At 49.7% G+C, this 4,047-nt stretch carries 2 protein-coding genes and 1 pseudogene; all 3 read right to left on the minus strand.

The window, feature by feature from the left end; genetic code table 11:
• Positions 1–224, minus strand: a pseudogene (locus ACT3RR_RS22825) (bestrophin family protein); the annotation flags it as partial.
• A gap of 73 nt (positions 225–297) precedes the next feature.
• Positions 298–3,036 (minus strand): AAA family ATPase, encoded by a 2,739-nt coding sequence (locus ACT3RR_RS22830; RefSeq protein WP_496201158.1) that lies wholly within the window; start codon positions 3,034–3,036, stop codon positions 298–300.
• An 87-nt stretch (positions 3,037–3,123) separates the two neighbouring features.
• The coding region (locus ACT3RR_RS22835; RefSeq protein WP_496201159.1) for a mechanosensitive ion channel family protein at positions 3,124–4,047 on the minus strand (924 nt) is incomplete at its 5' end.

Genomic DNA, 4,047 nt, shown 5'->3' on the forward strand with positions numbered 1-4,047 from the left:
GTGGCATTATTGCGGAAGCCTAAAAAAATAGCGATGGCGACCCCCAACAGGCTAAAGGGAGCAACGGTCAGATGAACTCCTAGTTGTTCATACCACTGAAACAGCACAATAGCGATAACCGACATCGCTATATTGAGGCAAAGCCGAAAAATTATTCTAGAGAGGACAGAACCATGCCATGCAAAGAGGCGAACAAACCAGTGTTGCGGGGGGCGCACAATCATTAAAATGGGTCCTTAAATGACCATTATTATATAATAGGCCCATAAAATCGGACCTATTATCATTTACAGGTAATCAGCTTGCTTTATTCTCCAGTTTTTTTTGATCGTTGTCATTCCCTTTTTCCTGTGTAATTGTCTCCTTGCTTAACATGACGCTGTCGGTACCGGTGTTATAGCTTATGGTTACCGTATCACCCGATTTGAGATTGTCACTGAGGATCTCTTTTGCTAGCTTGGTTTCCACTTCCTGACGGATTTTACGTTTCAGTTCTCTCGCACCAAAATCTGGTTGATATCCAACGTCAACCAGATGTTCAACAAGAGAATCATCAAGCTTGACTGTGATGTCCTGTGCAGATGCCGTACGCTTCAAACGATCGAGCTGGATTTGAACAATCAGACGAATGTTCTCCTGCGACAACGCATTGAACACAATCACTTCATCAATACGGTTCAGGAATTCAGGACGGAAGTGACCTTTTAGCAACTGCATTAGTTCTTCATGGAGTTCCTTAGGCGATTTCTGCTCATCGGAAGGTAATCCGGAGTTAGCCATGATGACAGCAGAACCGAGGTTGCTGGTCGCGATGATAGTGGTATTGCTGAAATCAATTAACCGACCTTTGCCGTCGGTCAGCCGACCGTCATCGAAGACTTGTAGCAGAACGTTATAGACATCAGGGTGTGCCTTCTCGATTTCGTCCAGTAGTATCACGCTGTACGGGCGACGACGCACTTTCTCCGTCAGTTGACCTCCTTCATCGTAGCCAACGTAGCCTGGAGGCGCACCGATCAGGCGGGCGACCGTATGTTTCTCCATATATTCTGACATATCGATACGAATAATGGACTGCTCGTCACCAAACACGGCTTCGGCAATCGCTTTCGCCAGCTCGGTTTTCCCGACACCCGTCGGCCCCAGGAAAAGGAAGGTAGCGATAGGACGATGCGCCTGCCCCAGCCCGGCCCGCGATAGCCTGACCGCGTCACTAACAGCAGTGACCGCTTCATCCTGCCCAACCACGCGCTGACGCAGCGTTTCTTCCATGTTAAGAAGTTTTTTGCGCTCTTCCTGCGTCAGATCCGAAACTGGGATCCCGGTGAGACGCGAAACAACCTCCGCCACTGCGGCAACCGTCACTTCAAGTGTCTCGGAGCCGGTTTTGTTCTTCCAGGCTTCCGTCTGTTTATCCAATGATCCCTGTTTTTCTGAAATTTCGCCTTCAAAACGTTTAACCTCATCAAACAGTTTACGCGACGTGGCGTAATCTCTTTCACGCTTCAGATGCGCAATTTCAGCCTCCAGTTCCTGAATTGGCGCAGGCCGTGAACTGGCACCAATGCGCACTCGCGCCGCCGCTTGGTCGATAAGATCGATGGCTTTATCCGGTAGGAAACGGGAGGTGATATACCTGTCAGAGAGCTCCGCGGCTGCGACAAATGCTTCGTTCTGGAAGGTAACCTGGTGGTGCGCTTCCAGCGTGTCTCGTAGCCCGCGGAGGATAACAATCGTTTGATCCACAGTGGGTTCTTCGACCAGTACAGGCTGAAAACGGCGCTCAAGGGCGGCGTCTTTTTCAATATGTTTTTGGTATTCGTTTAACGTAGTGGCGCCGATCAGACTGAGTTCACCTCGCGCCAGTGCCGGTTTGAGGACATTCGCAATATCAAGACCGCCTTCGCCGCCTCCCTGCCCGGCACCAACAATCGTATGCAGCTCATCAATAAAGAGGATCAGTTCCCCTTTCTTAGCAGTAACCTCATCAATCAACTGTTTGGCACGTTCTTCAAATTCACCACGATATTTTGCGCCCGCCACCAGGGAGTTCATGTTTATTTCTACGAGGCGTTTATCACGTAGAACCTCAGGCACATCACCTTTGACAATCCGCTGCGCCAGCCCTTCAACGATGGCCGTTTTACCAACGCCAGGTTCACCAATCAGAACCGGGTTATTTTTCTTGCGGCGGGCCAGCACTTCTATAGTATTTTCAATCTCCTGAGCGCGCCCAAGCACGGGATCCAGCTTACCTGCCCGTGCCATTTCGGTCAGATCGCGTCCCACTTTATCCAGGTTAGGCGTACCGGTCGGCGTGTCAACCCGCCCATCCTCTGCTCCTTTACCCACGATTTTCACCACTTTCTGGCGAATAGCCTCCGGGGTAATACCATATTTCTTCAACAACGCACCGGCGACGCTATCCGGGACTTCACTCAACCCGATAAGTAAGTGCTCAGGTCCTACATAAGAGTGCCCCAGCTCACGGGAGGCCTGGAAAGCGTACATGAAGGCTTTTTTCAAACGGGGTGAAATGGAGAGGTCGCCTGGCCCCCCCCCGGTTTCCGTCGCGCCGCTGTAAGCATTCTGATCGATGTAACTTTTAATATCCTCTGGGGAGATTTTGAGATCTTTAAACAACGCTGCACACACGTCGGCATCTGCCAGAACGTACAGAAGATGTTCGGTGTCCAGCTCCGTACGATTGAGCTGGTGAGCCTTTTCGGCTGCCTTTTGTAGCAGCTCCAGAGACTGCTTACTGAAGGTTTCCGTCGTATCAATCGACTCCCGTGGCACCGCACCGAAGATATCGTCTTCACTCCCATCGCGGATATTATTACCGAAGCCGTTGAAGAAACCGGAAAGTCCCCCACGCCCCAGTAAGGAATCAAAAGGGTTCAGAATATTCTGGTGCCGCATCAACTGACGGTGATCATAATCACAAATAGCAATCGTTTTTCGTTGACCATTCTGGACGAGCGTAACTTGGCTGGTAGCCGGTCTTACCTGACAAATATCACATAATGTTGGCATTATTCGCCTCCTGATGTAGAAAATGGGTAACACCCAGTGAGACCCATATTTAAGCGTAGCAGAAGGCACCAAAGACATTATACGAAGTTATGAAACATCATGGACCTTCAGATTAAACAATGAAATAACACTAATCAGGTGAGAGATTATCTCCGTCTGCAGCGTTTCATAGGCCGTCCATTCTGTAAGACGTGTAAAAGCATAAATTTCGACGGGCAATCCATAAGCCGTCGGCTGCAGCTGCCTGACCATTAAGGTCATCTCGGTGCAGATGGATCCATGTTGACGCAAATACGCTTTGGCGTATTCCTGGAACAGCTCAATATTCGTCTCAAGCGGAGTCTTCACGTTGGTGAAAAGCGCTAACGTGACGTTTTTGATGATGGCCTGTTTTTCGTCAGGCGTAATAATATGGACGGTCTTGATGTCGATATTGATATTTCTCTGGAGCCGTCTGGCACTGTGTTCAATCATATATCGCCAGTTTTTAAACGAGCCAGAAACCAGGGTGTAGGTTGGAAGGGTGGTGATACTGTTATCAAAATTAAGCACCTTCACTGTGGTCAGACCGATATCTTGTACGACGCCGTTGGCTCCCAACTGCTCCATTTCAATCCAGTCTCCCGGCTGGAGCATATCATTCGCGGAAAGCTGTATACCGGCAACCAGACCAAGCAGCGGATCTTTAAACACAAGCAGCAGCACCGCTGCAATTGCGCTTATACCACTGAGCAGAATAAGTGGCGATTTATCCAGCATCATGGACAGCAGAAAAAGGCAATAGATCAGGGCCCCGACCAGTTTGAGACTCTGTTCAATGCCGCGATAAGGTAGCCCCCTCAGCTGGCTATTGGTTTTTAATAAATCGCCGGCGACATCAATAAATGAATAGAAAGCCAGCAACGCGAACGTCAGAGTCCAGATTCGAGCCCCTGCTAGGATGACATCCAGCACCCTGTTTTCCGTGCTCACGATAAAAGAAAGCTGGCCCGCCAGCACCGCTCCTTGCAG

This window comes from Ewingella sp. AOP8-B2-18, assembly GCF_052376015.1.
GTDB classification, from domain to species: domain Bacteria; phylum Pseudomonadota; class Gammaproteobacteria; order Enterobacterales; family Enterobacteriaceae; genus Ewingella; species Ewingella allii.

Coding starts and splice junctions, on each gene's coding strand:
- ACT3RR_RS22830 (WP_496201158.1), bottom strand. CDS start 3,036: ATGCCAACATTATGTGATATTTGTCAGGTAAGACCGGCTACCAGCCAA.